A 15,652-nucleotide genomic window follows, 5' to 3' on the forward strand; every position below is an offset into this window, starting at 1 on the left:
GCATCTATTTTTTTGACTGTGTCAGCAGTCAAGACATGTGAGGAAGGAGATCGATGGGCACGACTTCCCCCAAGGCGGTCATCATGGACGAGACCGCCGTCAATCGAGCGATGACCCGCATTGCGCACGAGATTCTCGAGCGCAACGAGGGCTGTGAAGACCTCGCTCTGGTCGGCATCGTCACGCGCGGCGACCTTCTGGCAAAGAAGCTCGCCGAGGAGATCAAGGAGATCGAGGGCGTCGACGTTCCGCTCGGTAGCCTCGACATCAGCTTCTACCGCGATGACTACGCTACCAATTTTGCTCCCGCGATCCACGCTACCAACATTCCCTTCAGCGTCGACGGCAAGCGCGTCGTGCTGGTGGACGACATCCTGTATACGGGCCGTACTATCCGCGCCGCTCTGGATGCTGTCATGGACCTGGGCCGTCCGAGCCGCATCGAGCTGGCAGTTCTCGTTGACCGCGGTCACCGTGAGCTCCCCATCTCGCCGGACTTTGTCGGCAAGAACGTTCCCTCGTCGCATGAGGAGAACGTGCACCTATATATGAAGGAAGTAGACGGCCGCACCGCTGTCGAGATTAACGACGTCGCGCCGGGTTCCCATGTGGGCTCCGCGCCGCTGGGAGGTGAGTAGTACCGTGGCGTTCAACCATAAGCACCTGATCGACATTACCGAGTACTCCGAAGAGGACATCAAGCTCATCCTCGAGACCGCCAAGGCGTTCTCCGAGGTCAACGAGCGTGCGATCAAGAAGGTCCCCACGCTCAAGGGCAAGACCATCGTCAACATGTTCAACGAGCCCTCGACGCGCACCCGCAGCTCCTTCGAGCTCGCCGAGAAGCGCCTTTCGGCCGACAGCCTCAACTTTGGCGGCTCCTCGACCTCCACGGTCAAGGGCGAGAGCCTCGTCGACACCGTCGAGACCCTCAACGCCTACAAGATTGATTGCATCGTCGTTCGCGATAAGCACGCCGGTGCTCCCTACATCGTCACGCAGAACTCGCCCGCGAGCGTTATCTGCGCCGGCGACGGCAAGCACAACCATCCTACGCAGGCCCTGCTCGACCTGTACACCATCTGGGAGCACAAGGGTGACTTCCACGGTCTGAAGGTCGCTGTCGTCGGCGATATCGCGCACTCCCGTGTCTGCGGCTCGCTGATCCCCGCCCTTAAGATCATGGGCTGCGAGACCTACGCTGTCGCCCCCGGCACGCTGCTGCCGCCGGCGCCCGAGGTTCTGGGTTGCGACCACGTGACGAGCGACCTCGATTCCGTCCTGCCCGAGCTGGACGTCGTCTACATGCTGCGCGTGCAGCAGGAGCGCCTTGAGGGCGCTCCGTTCCCCACGATTCGCGAGTATCACAAGCTCTTCGGCCTGACCAAGGACCGCGAGAAGCTCATGAAGCCCGATACGATCATCTGCCACCCGGGCCCCATCAACCGCGGCGTCGAGTTCGACTCCTATATGGCCGACCACCCGCAACGCTCCGTCATCCTGGAGCAGGTCTACGCCGGTATCTGCGTGCGTATGGCTATCCTGTATCTGCTGCTTGGAGGTGCCGATAATGGCCTTGCTTCTTAAGAATGCCCACGTCGTCGACCCGTCTGTCGAGCTTGACGGTGTCGTTGACGTCCTGATTGACGGCGACAAGATCGCCGAGGTCGGCGAGAATCTCGCCGTCGAGGGAGCCGAGGTCCGCGACCTTTCCGGCAAGTACCTCGTCCCCGGCCTGGTGGATATGCACGTTCACCTTCGCGAGCCCGGCTACGAGGTCAAAGAGGACATCGAGAGCGGCACTCGCGCAGCTGCCAAGGGCGGCTTTACCGGTGTGTGCTCCATGCCCAACACCGATCCCGTCACCGATAACGGCACCGTCGTGGAGTTCGTCAAGTCCCGTGCTGCCGAGGTCGGTCACTGCCGCGTCTATCCGTCGGGCGCCATGACCCGCGGTCTTAAGGGCGAGGCCATGTCCGAGATGGGCGATATGGTCGCCCATGGCGCCGTCGCCTTCACCGACGACGGTCGCGGCGTGCAGGGCGCGGGCATGCTCCGTCGCTGCATGGACTACGGCAAGATGTTCGGCAAGGTCTTTATGAGCCACTGCCAGGACGAGGACCTGGTCGGCCACGGCCAGATCAACGAGGGCAAGGTCTCGACCCGTCTGGCTCTCGAGGGCTGGCCGGCTGCCGGCGAGGAGCTCCAGATCGCCCGCGACATCGAGATCGCCAAGCTGACTGGTGCCAAGCTGCACATCCAGCACATCTCCACCGCCCATGGCCTGGAGATCGTGCGTGCCGGTAAGGCCGCTGGCGTTCAGGTTACCTGCGAGGCCACCCCGCACCACATGTTCCTGACCGAGAACGACCTGGACGAGACCTACAACACCTCTCTCAAGGTCAATCCGCCGCTGCGTACCGATGAGGACGCTGAGGCAATCCGTCAGGGTGTCATCGACGGTACCGTCGACGCTATCGTTACCGACCACGCTCCCCACACCCCGTGGGAGAAGGCCCGCGAGTTCGAGCTCGCGCCCTTTGGAATGATTGGCCTCGAGACTTCGCTGTCGCTCGTGCTCACTGAGCTGGTCAACACGGGCAAGATGAGCGTGAGCCGCATGGTCGAGCTCATGGCCATCAAGCCGCGTGAGATTCTGGGCCTCGATCAGGTTCAGGTCAAGGCGGGCTCTGTCGCCGACCTGACCGTGTTCGACCCCTCCGCAACCTGGACGGTTGGCGAGGACGGTTACGAGTCGCGCGCCGAGAACTCCGGTTTTGCCGGCCGCACGCTCACCGGTCGTGCCACCGATGTATTTGTCGGTGGCAAGCAGACGCTCGCCGACGGCTGCATCTGCTAGCATAGCCTTATCGCTTTTGTGCGCGGCGCCCTTGCGGTGCCGCGCTTTCTGTTCGTTTAGACCATGCAACCGCATGGGGGATTGGAGCGTCTATGCCCACACCTTCCACTGCACGCATGCACGACTTCGAGGTCGTCTCGAACCAGGAGATCGCCGACGGCATCTTCTCGCTCGTAATCTCGGCCCCCAAGCTTGCAAGTGCGCTCAAGCCCGGTCAGTTTGTGAACATTGCCGTGCCCGGCGATGCCTCCTCGCTGCTTCGCGTGCCCCTGAGCTTCTATCGCGCCGACGCCGAGGCCGGCACCGTCGAGCTGTGGTACGCCGTCGTGGGCGACGATACCCGCCGTTTGTCCCAGATGGGCCCTGGCTCCACCTCTAACCTGTTGGGCCCCGGTGGCCGTGGCTGGATGGTACCCGAGGGCACCAGGAAGGCACTGCTCGTCGCCGGTGGCATCGGCGTTCCGCCTGTGCTGTGTCTTGCCGGCATGCTTGCCGAGCAGGGTGTTGATGTGGACGTGTGCCTGGGCTTTGGCACCGCTTCCAAAGTCGTGGGTGTCGATGAGTTCCGTGCGCTGGGCGCCACGGTTAACGTGTGCACCGACGACGGTTCGCTCGGCACGCACGGTTTTTGCACCGATCCGGCAGCCGAGCTGCTTGGAGAGGGCGGCTACGACTACGTCGCCAGCTGCGGCCCCGCCGTCATGATGAAGAAGGTCGCCGCCGCTGCCGCCGAGGCCGGTGTGTACTGCGAGGTGTCGCTCGAGCGCATGATGAGCTGTGGCTTTGGCGCCTGCAACACCTGCAATGTCGAGACGGTCGACGGTATGAAGGGTGCTTGTATGTGCGGTCCCGTGTTCGATGCTTCTAAGGTGGTGGTCTTCTAGTGGGTACCGTGAACATGGCCGTCGATTTCGGCGGCGTCAAGATGCAGAACCCCATTAACACCGCAGCCGGTACCTTTGGCTACGGTTGGCAGTTCCAGAACTTCTTTGATGTTTCCCAGCTGGGCGCCATCACCACCAAGGGTTGCGCTGCCGAGCCCTGGCCCGGCAATCCCGCGCCCCGCATGGCCGAAATTCCCGGCGGTATGATCAACTCCGTGGGTCTTCAGAACCCCGGCGTGGCCGCCTTTGCCCGCGAGTCCGGTCCGTGGCTCGAACAGCTGTCCAAGGACGGCTGCCAGGTCATCTGTCAGGTTGCCGGTCACTCCGTTGACGAGTTTGTCCGCGCACTCGAGATGTATGTCGAGCTATGCCCCTGGGCTGCCGGCTACGAGATCAACGTGAGCTGCCCCAACATCGCCGCCGGCGGTGCCGCCATGGGCTCCACGCCCGAGGGCGCCTCTTCCGTTATGGCTGCCTGCCGCAAGGTGACTGATAAGCCGCTGTTCGTGAAGATGGCGCCGGTCAACGTCGCCGAGATCGCCAAGGCCCTCGAGGCTGCCGGCGCCGACGGCCTTTCGGTCATCAACTCCATCCAGGGCATGGCCATCGACGTCCATACCCGCAAGTCCCGCGTGGCCAAGCCCAAGGGCGGCCTTTCGGGCCCGCTGTGCCACCACATCGCCGTGCGCATGGTCTGGGAGGTTGCCCAGGCCGTCGATATCCCCATCAACGGTGTCGGCGGTGTCATGACTGGCGAGGATGCGGCTGAGTTTATCCTGGCCGGCGCCACCTGCGTGTCGGTCGGCATGGCCAACTTCGTCGATCCGTGTGCTTCGCTTAAGATCGCGCATGAGCTCGAGGCCTGGGCCGAGTCCCAGGGCGTAAAGGACATCAACGAGCTGGTGGGTGCTTTCGAATGCTAGAGAATGATGCCCGCGACCGTGTTATCGTCGCCCTCGACTGCGACCGTGAGCGCGCGCTCGAGCTCGCCCACGAGCTTTCGGGCCATGCCGCCTGGCTCAAGGTCGGCATGACGCTCTATTACGCTGAGGGTCCCCAGATCGTCAAGACCTTTAAGGACCTTGGCTTTAAGGTCTTCCTCGACCTTAAGTTCCATGACATTCCGCATCAGGTGCGCGGCGCTGCCCGCTCGGCCTCGCTTGCCGGTGCCGACCTGCTTTCGGTCCACGGCCTGGGCTCGGGTGCTATGCTCGCTGCCTGCCGCGAGGGTGCCGAGGAGGCGCGTGAGGACCGCGCCAAGCTCGTCGCCATCACCGTGCTCACGAGCATGAATCAGGATGCCTTGAGCGAGATCGGCGTCGAGTCTCCCGTGGCCGAGGAGGCCGCCCGCTTGGCAAAGCTTGCTCAGGCCAACGGCATCGATGGCATCGTGTGCTCACCGATGGAGGCTCACGACATGCGTGAGCTGCTGGGTCCTGATGCCCTGATCGTGACTCCGGGTGTGCGTCCGGTGGGTGCCGCCCTTGGTGACCAGTCCCGCGTGGCGACGCCTTCCCAGGCTATCGAGCGTGGCGCAAGCCACATTGTGGTGGGCCGTCCCATCACCGGTGCCGACGATCCGGTTGCCGCCTTTGACGCTATCGTCGCCGAGCTGGTCGAAAACGTCGCGTAAAAGATTCCCCTAAGTCACCACTTTTGGGTCTCATTAGCACAAAATAGCCCCTGTGCCTGCGTAAACTTTCCCATCCTTTGTGTGGAATCGCAGGTCAGGGGCTTAACTTTGGGCGCAGTATATTGCACTTTTTGCGGGTATCGTCTAACCTATGGAGCCGCGATTAGGCATTTTGTACGTTCTACGTGCTAAAATGCCAATTATTGAATCAGATATAACCCAACTATTTGGAGGTACGAATGGCACTCCCTCAGCTTACCGACGAGCAGCGCAAGCAGGCTCTTGAGAAGGCTGCTGCCGCACGTCACGCCCGCGCTGAGCTTCGCGAGCAGATCAAGAAGGGCGAGAAGTCCCTCGAGTCCGTGCTCAACTCCGATGACCCCATCGCTTCCCGCATGAAGGTTTCCACCCTCATCGAGTCTCTCCCCGGTTATGGCAAGGCCAAGGCCGCCAAGATCATGGAGGAGCTCGGTATCTCCGCTACTCGTCGCGTCCAGGGCCTCGGCGTCCGTCAGCGCGAGCAGCTCCTCGAGCAGCTGACCAAATAAGTGAGCGCTCAGGATTCCAAGCTCTTTGTGATTTCTGGACCGTCAGGCGCAGGCAAGGGTACGCTCGTCACTCGTGTGCGCGAGCGCCGCTCGAACCTGGGTCTGACGGTTTCGGCTACCACGCGAGCACCACGCAAAGGTGAGGTCGACGGCGTCAACTACTTTTTTCTGACGCGCGAGGAGTTCGACCGCCGCGTGGCAAACGGTGAGTTTGTTGAGTGGGCCGAGGTCCACGGTAACTGCTACGGCACGTTGGTGAGCGAGGTCACATCCAAGCTCGCCTCGGGCGCGTCTCTGATTTTGGAGATCGATGTCCAGGGCGCCCTGCAGGTGAAGGAGCGTTTCCCCGAGGCCGTGCTGATCTTTATCAAGCCGCCTTCGCTTGAGGTGCTCCGCGAGCGTCTAGTCGGTCGCGGTACCGAGACGCCCGAGACGATTGAGCTGCGTATGGCAAACGCCGCCGATGAGCTTGCCCTTGCCGACCGCTACGACGACGTCGTGGTGAATGACGATCTCGACCGCGCGACCGATGAGCTCGTTCGCGTTCTCGATATGCATGAAAGGATCTGAGGTCCGTGTCCGTTGTAAAGCCTTGCATTGACGATCTTCTGGAGAAGACCGATCACAACCGCTTCCTGCTCGCTTCGCTTGCCTCCAAGCGCGCCTGCGACATCAATAGCATGCTGCGTGGCCAGCACAACCGCGTGCTTGCCGTCCAGGATGTCGATGACATCACCATCGGGCTTTCCGGTGCCGATACCATCTCGATGGCTATGGACGAGATTGTCGACGGTGACATCTCTTACGACGAGGCCCGTTACGAGAAGGCGCTCGGCCACAAGGTTGCTGAAGCCTAAATGGCGGCTCGCGTCTGCCTAGTCCACTATCACGAGGTTGGGCTGAAGGGCAAGAACCGCGCACATTTTGAGCATATCCTCATGGATAACATCAAGGCGGCCTTGGCCGCCTTTTCCGTGAATGCCGTGTCTCGAATTTCCGGTTATATCCTCGTGACCTTTAACGAACATCAGGCCGACGAGGCGGCGCGTGTCATTCGCACCGTTCCCGGCGTTGCCCGTGTGTCTTTGGCGTATCACACCAACCGCGACCCGCAGGAGTACTGCGCCGCCGCCGTGAAGGCGCTGCGCGAGTTTGGTTCCTTCGATTCGTTTAAGGTGCACGCCAAGCGCTCCAATACTGACTATGAGCTCACCTCGATCGATATCAATCGTCAGGTGGGCGAGGTACTGTGTGAGGCCTTCCCCGATAAAAAGGTTCAGATGCACGACCCCGACGCGATGGTGCACGTTCTGGTGGTTCAGGGTAGTGTCTACGTGTATGCGCGCTCCGAGCGCGGCGTGGGCGGTCTGCCGGTGGGTTCTGCCGACAAGGTCGTGACGCTGCTGTCGTCGGGTATCGATTCTCCGGTGGCGACCTGGATGCTCGCGCGTCGCGGCGCGGTGTGCGTGCCGGTGCATTTCTCCGGTCGTCCGCAGACGCCTGATACGAGCGAGTATTTGGTGCAGGACATCATCCGTGCGCTTGAGCCGGGTGTCCAGATCGGCCGCCTGTACGTGGTGCCGTTTGGCGACTGCCAGCGTGAGATTTCGGTCACCTGCCCCAGCAACCTGCGTGTGATCATGTATCGTCGCATTATGTATTCGGTTGCCGAGCGCATTGCGCACATCGAGGGCGCCAAGGCCATCGTTACGGGCGAATCGCTTGGGCAGGTTGCCTCCCAAACGCTTGAGAACATCATGGCCGTCAACGAGGCCGTGAAGATCCCCGTGTTCCGTCCTCTCATCGGTTCGGACAAGCAGGAGATCATCGCGCGTGCTGAGGAGATCGGTACGTTCGATATCTCGACTGAGGCCGCTCCCGACTGCTGCACGCTGTTTATGCCGCGCCGACCCGAGACGCACGCTAAACTCGATGCCGTGCATGAGGCCTGGGAACTGTTTGATCACGAGGAGATGATTGAGCGCCTGCTCAAGCAGACCGAGTACATCGACTTCGAGAGCAACACATATAAGGCCCCTAAGACCTTAAAACGCAAACATTCGGAGCTTGCTCCGCGTGAGATTTACCAAGATTACGAGTAAATTTGTGCATAGACCGACGATGCGCCTGCATCGTCGGTCTTTTGCTGTCTGGGCATTTTGCGGCTAAGCGTTCATTTGCTGACGTGTGCCTGAATAAATGGACAGATTTGTGCAAGGTTTTGGTCGGTTTTTGGTTTGACCGCAAAAACCGGTTTTGGGGCGTGGCTGTTGTGGAGCTCCTTTCCTGACACGATGGTGTTGGGAGGTTTTGCTATGGCGCAGCGCGAACAACACGAACGAGTCAAAAAGATGGACCACTGGGCGGGCAAACTGCTCGGTCATAAGGCAGTGGTGATGGCGATACTGGTCGTCATTGCGATGGCGAGTGGGCTGGCGATGGCGAACCTTGGCGGCGGTGCCGGCGGTGTGTCGTTTGAGCGCACTGATGGTTCGGGCACGTTAGTGGAGCCGGGATCCGGCGATGCTTCGAGCGGAAAGACATCCGAAGGCTCTTCGCCTAAGGCGTCTGCCGCGGCAGAGGTCTATGTCGATGTTGATGGCGCCGTGGTGTCACCCGGTGTATATCGCCTCAAAGACGGGGCGCGGGTGGCTCAGGCGATTGATGCCGCCGGCGGGCTGGCGCCCGAAGCAGACGTTACGGGGCTTAATCGTGCATCCAAGGTCACTGATGGACAAAAAATTCACGTTCCAACGGTAGGGGAGCAGCAGGCGTCCATTGCGGAAGCCGGTGTTGATGGTGGGACTTCCGCATCGTCGGGCGTTAGTGGCGCAACAGGCCTAGTAAACATCAATACGGCAAGCGCAGAAGAGCTGCAGACGCTTTCGGGCATCGGCCCCTCCATGGCCCAGTCGATTATCGATGAGCGGACAAAGAACGGTGCTTTCGCCTCGGTTGACGATCTGATGCGTGTGTCGGGAATCGGCGAGAAGAAGCTTGCCAAAATCAAAGATTGCATCTGCGTATGAGTGCGACCGAGCGCGAACATGTGATGCCTCCGCGGCCCCTGATGCCGTGGACGATGGCCCTGTGTGCCGGCATGTGCATGAGCTGCGCCTTGGTGCTCAACGTGGCCGCTGATGCGCTGCTGAGGGAGCAGGCGCCGGCGGTCGGGCTGCTATGGGCCATTCCCGTTGCGGCGGCGGTATTCGTTGTGCTGGCTCAATCTTGTGCGCGGCTTGCCCCTTGGAAGCGGTGGCTGTATGCCGCGTCCGTCGGTCTCGTGGCGGGAGCGGTCGTCTCGGCGTGGTGGGCTGTGGGTGCGCTCAGCGCCTCGAAGGCGCTCGACGGTCGAGCGGCAAGCGGCCTCGAGTTTGTCGTGCAGGGCGATCCATCCATAAACGACGACGTGTATTCCTATACCTGCGAGGCACGCGCGGACGGTAAGAACTTGGCAACGGTTCGCCTATCGTGTGATCGTGAGCTCAAGGTCGGGGCGCACGTGCGTGTTATCGGTCGCGTTTCGCGTTTTGAGAACGATGCATATGGACGATCGCGCGTGCTCCGAGGCGAGGTGCGTAAGGTTAAAGCCGTTCGGATTGTGTCGGTCGATGAGGGTTCTCCGGGGCCGCTGCTTCGGCTGCGAAATGGGCTGCTTGCGTCCATCGCGCCTGCGACCGACCCGGCGCGTGCGCTCATAGCCGGTGTCGTCTGCGGTCGTTCGGCCGAGCTGCGCGCCCAGCCGGCGGGCGACTGGTTTTCTGTGACGGGAACGGCACATCTTATCGCCGTCTCGGGCAGCCATTTGGCTATCGTGGGGTTTGTAATCGAGGGCGTATTGCAAAAGACTCGGTGCTCACGTGGTCTTCAGCGGGCGATATTGGCGATAACGCTTGTGGGCTACACTGCATTTACGGGCGCGTCTCCCTCGGCCGTGCGCGCGTGCTGCATGGTGTTCGTGACGCTTGTCGTAAACGACGCGGGGCGTCGTCGGCACGGCCTTTCGGCACTCTTCGTAACCATGTCCATCTTTGTGCTACTGCGGCCGACGGTGCTGTTCGAGATGGGCTTTCAGCTATCATGTGCCAGCGTCTTAGCCATTCTGTGCTTTTGCCCCTATGCGACCTATGCTTTGGGTGAGCTGGGTGTGCCATCGGGCGTTGCCAGCGTGTTTTCCGTCACGCTGTGCTCGCAACTGGCGACACTTCCCATTACCATTCCTGCCTTCGGTACATTCTCGCTCATTGCTCCGTTGTCAAATGCGGTCATCGGTCCGGTGGTGAGCGTTCTGCTCGCTGTGTCGATCGTGCTGGCTCCCTTTTCGCTCGTGGGACCGTTGCGGACTTGGGCGCTCGTTGTGCCCATGATTGCCGCCCGTTGCGCGCTGTTCTTCGAGCAGCTGTTTGCCGCCGTGCCGGGTGCATACGTGAGCGTGCCGCCCGATAGCATGTGGATTTACCTATTGCCGTGTTTTCTGGCGGTTCTGCTGGTCTGGTGGCCGCGTCCCCGTGCACGTCCTATGGCGGCGGGGCTTGCATGCCTGATGCTCTTGGCTGCGATTCCGTACGTCTATTGGGATCGATTCGCTCCGCCTTCGGTGACGGTGCTCGATGTGGGCCAGGCCGATGCGATTCTTATCCGCCAAGGCGGCGCAGTAGCTCTCGTCGACTGCGGGCTCGACGAGCGCGTGGTGGCGGCGTTGGTTCGCAATAACGTGCACCATATCGATGCCGTCTTTGTGACGCATTGGGATGAGGACCACTGGGGTGGTTTGCCTGCCGTGCTCGAACAGTTTTCGGTCGGAACGATTGCCGTGGCGGCGGATGCGCTGGAGGATGCTCCTGCCGAGGTATTGAACCGACCCGGCGTGGAGTATCGGCAGGTGCGCCGTGGGGATACGGTCGACATCGGCTCATTTTGCGCCCGCGTGATGTGGCCATTCGAGTCCGTGGATGGCGAGGGAAATGAGGACTCGCTTGTCCTGCTGCTCTCTTATGTTCAGGAAGGTAAGGGCCTGCGAATACTTCTCACCGGTGATGCCGAGCTCGACCAAGAACGGGAATTCGTGCAGGAGGTGGGGGATATCGATGTACTTAAACTTGGGCATCACGGCTCCAAGGTTTCAGTCGATGGTGAGTTGCTGGACGTCCTGAAGCCCGAGCTTTCCCTCGCAAGCGCCGGTGAGGGGAATCGATACGGCCATCCGTCCGATGCCTGCATCGATGCCGTTAAGGAAGCGGGTGGTGTGTTCGCGTGTACCATCGAACACGGCGACATTACCGTCGCACCGACTGCGAATGGCTTTGTGATGCGATGCCAGCGACCGTGACGACGTCGTTGGCGTGTGGTGGGCCCCTGGGCTAGAATGGCACGGAACGAATGCGAAGGCCTGCGGGAGGGGAGCGCAATGTCCGAAACCGGTTTGCTGCCGGCATATCTGATCGTCGGTACCGACGGAGTTAAGCGCGATCACGCCGTCTCGCGTATGAAAGCGCGTCTGGAAAAGTCGGGTATGGTCGAGTTCAACCTCGACGAGCGAGACATGACCAAGGACCCCGATATCGAGTCCATTATCGGATCGCTTAACACCTTTCCGATGGGCAGCGAGTTTCGTCTGGTAATCCTCGATGGCTGCTCAAAGCTCGCCAAGGCGGTCTCGGAGCCGCTCGTTGGGTATCTGGCGAGTCCCAGCCCCACTACGGTCTGCCTCATCATCGCCGACTCACTTGCCAAGAATACGCGCCTGTATAAGGCAATCGCCAAGATCGACAAGAAGGCTATCGTCGATTGCTCGGGTACCAAGCGCTGGGAACTGCCGCGCCGTGTTCAGCAGATGGCGACGCAGCGCGGTAAGTCGATTTCGACGGCGGCCGCCGAGGAGCTCGTCTCGCGTTCGGGCGAAAACACGCGCATGCTCGATAACGACTTGGCTAAGCTTGCCCAGATGGTCGAGGCGCCCCAGATTGAGCTTGCCGACGTTGAGCGCTGGATTGTCCGTACGGCCGAGGTTCAACCCTGGGACTTTCTCAATGCGGTCTCGGCCCGTGACATGCGACGCTCGCTCGAGCTCTTCAATCTACTGCCCGCCAAGAGCTATGTGTGGACTTACACATTGCTGTGCGGCCGCATCCGCGAGCTTATCGTTGCCAAGGCGCTCGAGGCGCGCGGACAGGGTCGTGAGCTGGCCGCAACACTTAAGCTCCAGTCCTGGCAGGTCAAGAATCACCTGACCTGGGCACGTCGCTTTTCGATGGCAGAGCTCGTTGCCGCGCTCGAGGGCGCGGTCGATGTGGAGCTCGCGCTGAAGGGTTCGGCCGATTCTCAGACCGCGCTTTTGCTCTGGATTACGAACATCTTGAGAAAATCGTGATGATACCTGCCTATTTGACAAATTCGTTCTATCCCTTTGAGGGGGAGCGTGCTATAGTAGGCGCTTGCATGACCTCACCGTGTCTCAGAGGTGTCATACATTTTTTGCAAGGAACTCGAAAGGAACTCCAGAAGTGGCAAACATCAAGTCTCAGAAGAAGCGTATCCGCACCAATGAGGCAGCTCGCATGCGTAACAAGGCTGTCAAGTCCGAGCTCAAGACGCTGACCAAGCACGTCCAGTCTGCCGTCGCCGAGGGCGACGCCGAGAAGGCCCAGGCTGCCCTCAAGACCGTCACCAAGCGTCTCGATATGGCTGCCGCCAAGCATGTTATCCACAAGAACCAGGCTTCCAACCGCAAGTCCGGTCTTGCCAAGCTCGTGAACAGCATCAACGCCTAAGTTGTAAATTTCACAACACACAGATTACGCGCATAAATGGAGCCTGTTTTATGGAACAGGCTCCATTTTTTGTACCGCTCGGGTAAGATAGTCCGCATGAATACTTCAATTGACATTTCCCACATCCGCAACTTCTCAATCGTTGCGCACATCGACCATGGCAAGTCCACGATCAGTGACCGCATCCTCGAGCTCACCCATACCGTCGACGAGCGTGACATGGAGTCGCAGCTGCTCGACACCATGGATATCGAGCGCGAGCGCGGCATCACGATCAAGTCTAATGCCGTTCGCGTTTCCTATGACGCCGACGATGGCGAGACGTATCAGTTCAACCTGATCGATACGCCGGGCCACGTGGACTTTACCTACGAGGTCTCGCGTTCGCTGGCCGCCTGCGAGGGCGCAGTGCTCGTCGTCGACGCCACGCAGGGCGTCGAGGCACAGACCGTCTCCAACGCGACGCTCGCCATGAACGCCAACCTGGATATCGTGCCCGCCATCAACAAGATCGACCTGCCGTCGGCACTCCCCGATGAGGTCAAGACCGAGATCGAGGATGACCTGGCGATTCCCGCCGACGATGCCGTATGCGTATCGGGCAAGACCGGCGAGGGCATCCACGATCTGCTGGAGTCCATCGTCTTTTTGATCTCACCGCCCAAGGGCGATGCAAACGCGCCGCTCAAGGCGCTCATCCTGGACTCGTATTTTGATGAGTACCGCGGCGTCGTCGCCACGGTCCGTGTCTTTGACGGCTCCATCAAGAAGGGCGATACCCTGCGCATGATGCAGGCCAAGGGCGATTTTTTGGTCGATGGCGTGGGTGTCAAGCGTCCCGCCGAGACGCCGGTCGACGCGCTGACCGTTGGCGAGGTGGGCTACGTGGTCACGGGCCTGAAGGACCCCGAGGCCGTGCGCGTGGGCGATACCCTCACGTGGGCCTCGAACCCCTGCCCCGAGCCGCTTCCGGGCTACCGCGAGGCCAAGCCCATGGTCTACACGGGCCTGTTCCCGATCGACAACAAGGACTACGAGAATCTGCGCGACGCCCTCGATAAGCTGCACGTCAACGACCCGTCGTTGGTGTGGGAGCCCGAGACCTCGGTGGCGCTCGGCTTTGGCTTCCGCGTGGGCTTCCTGGGCCTGCTGCACATGGAAGTCGTCAAGGAACGCCTGGAGCGCGAGTTCAACCTGGACCTCATTGCCACGAGTCCCTCGGTCGACTATCACGTCTACAAGACCGACGGCGAGATGATCGATGTCCGCAGTCCGCAGGACCTTCCCGAGGCCACACGCATCGATCGTATCGAGGAACCCTACCTCAAGGCAAAGATCATCTGCCCGCCTGAGTACACGGGTGCCGTCATGCAGCTCGCCATTGAGCACCGCGGCGTCACAACCGATATGATCCACCTGACGAGCAAATCGGTCGAGATGCGCTTCGATATGCCGCTCGCCGAGCTCATCTTGGACTTCTTCGATCAGCTCAAGAGCCGCACCAAGGGCTATGCCTCGCTCGACTACGAGTTCAACGAGTACCGTCCCTCCGAGCTCGTGAAGCTCGATATTTTGCTTTCGGGCGACGAGGTGGACGCGCTTTCGTTTATCGTCCATAAGGACAAGGCATATGGCCTGGCCCGTGGCTTGTGCGACAAGCTCAAGGAGATCATCCCGCGTCAGCTGTTCGAGGTGCCCATCCAGGGTGCTATCGGCAACAAGATCATCGCCCGTTCCACCGTCAAGGCGCGTCGCAAGGACGTTCTTGCTAAGTGCTACGGTGGCGATATCTCGCGAAAGCGCAAGCTGCTCGAGAAGCAGAAAGAGGGCAAGAAGCGTATGAAGGCCATCGGATCGGTCGAGGTCCCGCAGGAGGCCTTTATGGCGATCCTCAAGGTGGACGAGTAGGTCTATGGCTCTTTCCGAATATAGTCTGCGGCTGCTGGGCGCCTATGCCGAGCAGCCGTTCCTTATGGCTCCCATGGCGGGCGTTACCGACCCCGCCTATCGCATCATGTGTCGCCGCCGCGGTGCCAACCTTGCCTACAGCGAGATGGTGAGCGTGGCAGGCCTTGCCTATGCCAGCAACAAAACGTGGCGCCTGGTGCTGCCGGCCGACGAGGAGCAGCAGATTTGCGTGCAGCTCTTTGGCTCCAAGCCCGATCAGTTTGCGAGCGCCGTCGCCGCCGTCGAGGAGCGCGTTGGCGATCGCCTGTCGCTCATCGATATCAATATGGCATGCCCCGCCCGCAAGGTTGTCACCAAGGGCGAGGGTTCGGCGCTCATGCGCACGCCCGACCTGGCCGAGAAGATCGTCGAGGCCACGGTGGGCGCGGCGCACGTGCCCGTGACCGTCAAGATTCGCAAGGGCTTTTATGCCGAGGACCGCAATGCCGCGACATTTGCCCAGATGCTTGAGGGCGCAGGGGCTGCCGCAGTCGCCGTGCATGGTCGTTGCGCCACGCAGCTCTACACGGGCCAGGCCGATTGGTCGGTCGTCGATGAGGTTGCCGACGCTGTCGAGATTCCCGTGATTGGTTCGGGCGATGTGTTCTCGGCCGAGGACGCTGCTGAGCATCTGCACGGCTCGGGTGCCAGCGCGGTGTTTATCGCGCGCGGCATCTACGGCAATCCGTGGGTGTTCGTCGATGCCCGAGCCCTTGCACTCGATGGCACGCCGGTTCCTTCTCGCTCCTCGGTCGAGCGCCTGGAGGCTCTGCGCGAGCACCTGACGTTGACGCACGAGCTTCTGCCGCTCATGTCGCGTGCTCGCACGTACGCAAGCTGGTACTTAAAGGGCATGCCCCATGCCGCCGCCTGGCGCGCTCAGGTGGTGCGTTGCTCTACGTACGAGGAGTTTATGGCGCTGGTCGATGATATCGAGCGCGACGTGGTGGCCTGCGAGGCCGCGCTTGCCGCCGGCGAGTCGGTGCCTGCCCATCCGTTGGAGGCCTAAC

At 61.0% G+C, this 15,652-nt stretch carries 16 protein-coding genes; all 16 read left to right on the forward strand.

Annotated features, from left to right (window positions below):
* Positions 1–53 precede the first annotated feature (53 nt).
* The 16 genes from pyrR to dusB all read left to right on the forward strand — a co-directional run bounded on the left by pyrR (position 54) and on the right by dusB (position 15,651).
* The gene (gene pyrR, locus DW112_RS07895) at positions 54–638 is read left to right on the forward strand and encodes a bifunctional pyr operon transcriptional regulator/uracil phosphoribosyltransferase PyrR (RefSeq protein WP_117654814.1); all 585 of its coding nucleotides are present in this window, start codon (positions 54–56) and stop codon (positions 636–638) included.
* Positions 607–1,587, forward strand: a complete 981-nt coding sequence (locus DW112_RS07900) for an aspartate carbamoyltransferase catalytic subunit (protein WP_222847472.1) — start codon at positions 607–609, stop codon at positions 1,585–1,587. Before pyrR ends, DW112_RS07900 begins: the two co-directional genes overlap by 32 nt.
* Complete coding sequence (locus tag DW112_RS07905) at positions 1,571–2,860, forward strand: dihydroorotase (protein ID WP_118094259.1); 1,290 nt, start codon at positions 1,571–1,573, stop codon at positions 2,858–2,860. Before DW112_RS07900 ends, DW112_RS07905 begins: the two co-directional genes overlap by 17 nt.
* A 116-nt stretch (positions 2,861–2,976) precedes the next feature.
* Positions 2,977–3,744: a dihydroorotate dehydrogenase electron transfer subunit gene (locus tag DW112_RS07910; RefSeq protein WP_118094258.1), complete on the forward strand. Its 768-nt coding sequence runs from the start codon at positions 2,977–2,979 to the stop codon at positions 3,742–3,744.
* A gap of 14 nt (positions 3,745–3,758) precedes the next feature.
* Positions 3,759–4,667 (forward strand): dihydroorotate dehydrogenase, encoded by a 909-nt coding sequence (locus DW112_RS07915; protein WP_006236128.1) that lies wholly within the window; start codon positions 3,759–3,761, stop codon positions 4,665–4,667.
* Complete coding sequence (gene pyrF / locus DW112_RS07920) at positions 4,661–5,377, forward strand: orotidine-5'-phosphate decarboxylase (RefSeq protein WP_117564271.1); 717 nt, start codon at positions 4,661–4,663, stop codon at positions 5,375–5,377. Before DW112_RS07915 ends, pyrF begins: the two co-directional genes overlap by 7 nt.
* Positions 5,378–5,616: 239 nt before the next feature.
* Positions 5,617–5,925, forward strand: a complete 309-nt coding sequence (gene mihF / locus DW112_RS07925; RefSeq protein ID WP_006236130.1) for an integration host factor, actinobacterial type — start codon at positions 5,617–5,619, stop codon at positions 5,923–5,925.
* Complete coding sequence (gmk, locus tag DW112_RS07930) at positions 5,926–6,495, forward strand: guanylate kinase (protein WP_006236131.1); 570 nt, start codon at positions 5,926–5,928, stop codon at positions 6,493–6,495.
* Between the two features lie 5 nt (positions 6,496–6,500).
* Positions 6,501–6,782: a DNA-directed RNA polymerase subunit omega gene (locus tag DW112_RS07935; RefSeq protein WP_035138532.1), complete on the forward strand. Its 282-nt coding sequence runs from the start codon at positions 6,501–6,503 to the stop codon at positions 6,780–6,782.
* A complete protein-coding gene (gene thiI, locus DW112_RS07940) occupies positions 6,783–8,027 on the forward strand; it encodes a tRNA uracil 4-sulfurtransferase ThiI (RefSeq protein WP_118094257.1) in 1,245 nt (414 codons plus the stop codon).
* Between the two features lie 213 nt (positions 8,028–8,240).
* Positions 8,241–8,954: a ComEA family DNA-binding protein gene (locus DW112_RS07945; RefSeq protein WP_158571744.1), complete on the forward strand. Its 714-nt coding sequence runs from the start codon at positions 8,241–8,243 to the stop codon at positions 8,952–8,954.
* The gene (locus tag DW112_RS07950; RefSeq protein WP_118328707.1) at positions 8,951–11,254 is read left to right on the forward strand and encodes a DNA internalization-related competence protein ComEC/Rec2; all 2,304 of its coding nucleotides are present in this window, start codon (positions 8,951–8,953) and stop codon (positions 11,252–11,254) included. Before DW112_RS07945 ends, DW112_RS07950 begins: the two co-directional genes overlap by 4 nt.
* A gap of 78 nt (positions 11,255–11,332) precedes the next feature.
* A complete protein-coding gene (gene holA / locus DW112_RS07955; RefSeq protein WP_117758522.1) occupies positions 11,333–12,295 on the forward strand; it encodes a DNA polymerase III subunit delta in 963 nt (320 codons plus the stop codon).
* A gap of 133 nt (positions 12,296–12,428) precedes the next feature.
* Positions 12,429–12,695: a 30S ribosomal protein S20 gene (gene rpsT / locus DW112_RS07960; RefSeq protein WP_022094714.1), complete on the forward strand. Its 267-nt coding sequence runs from the start codon at positions 12,429–12,431 to the stop codon at positions 12,693–12,695.
* Between the two features lie 96 nt (positions 12,696–12,791).
* The gene (gene lepA, locus DW112_RS07965; RefSeq protein WP_118328708.1) at positions 12,792–14,603 is read left to right on the forward strand and encodes a translation elongation factor 4; all 1,812 of its coding nucleotides are present in this window, start codon (positions 12,792–12,794) and stop codon (positions 14,601–14,603) included.
* Between the two features lie 4 nt (positions 14,604–14,607).
* Entirely contained in the window at positions 14,608–15,651 is a 1,044-nt protein-coding gene (gene dusB / locus DW112_RS07970; protein ID WP_118328709.1) for a tRNA dihydrouridine synthase DusB, read from the forward strand.
* Position 15,652 lies beyond the last annotated feature (1 nt).

The organism is Collinsella sp. AM09-41, from assembly GCF_003473245.1.
Lineage (GTDB): Bacteria > Actinomycetota > Coriobacteriia > Coriobacteriales > Coriobacteriaceae > Collinsella.